Source organism: Streptomyces sp. SPB074 (assembly GCF_000154905.1).
In the GTDB taxonomy this organism is placed as follows: domain Bacteria; phylum Actinomycetota; class Actinomycetes; order Streptomycetales; family Streptomycetaceae; genus Streptomyces.
Genome location: NZ_GG770539.1, coordinates 3,455,463 through 3,455,784 on the forward strand (window position 1 = coordinate 3,455,463; position 322 = coordinate 3,455,784).

The following is a 322-nucleotide window of genomic DNA, read 5'->3' on the forward strand; positions in this document are numbered from 1 at the left end:
TGGAACCTGAATCCAGCGGTCTGCCTATTCCGCCACCCGCGCAAATTGGGTGTTGCCGCCGTGTTGCCGTGGCGACATCAGAAGATTAGCACGCTGACCGGGCCGGATTCATCTCGCTTCCCGTGCCCCCGGCCGCCCCCCAGGCCGGTCCACCCATCACCCTCGGGCCGGTCGCACCCACCGCCCCGGGGGCCGGTCCCGCCCGTCACCCCAGGCCGCCCCGGCTCTCACCCCAGGCCGGTCCACCCGTCCCCCTGACCGCCCCCAAGCCGTCACCCCGGTTACGATGCGCCCATCTACACCAACGTGACCTATCCCATTA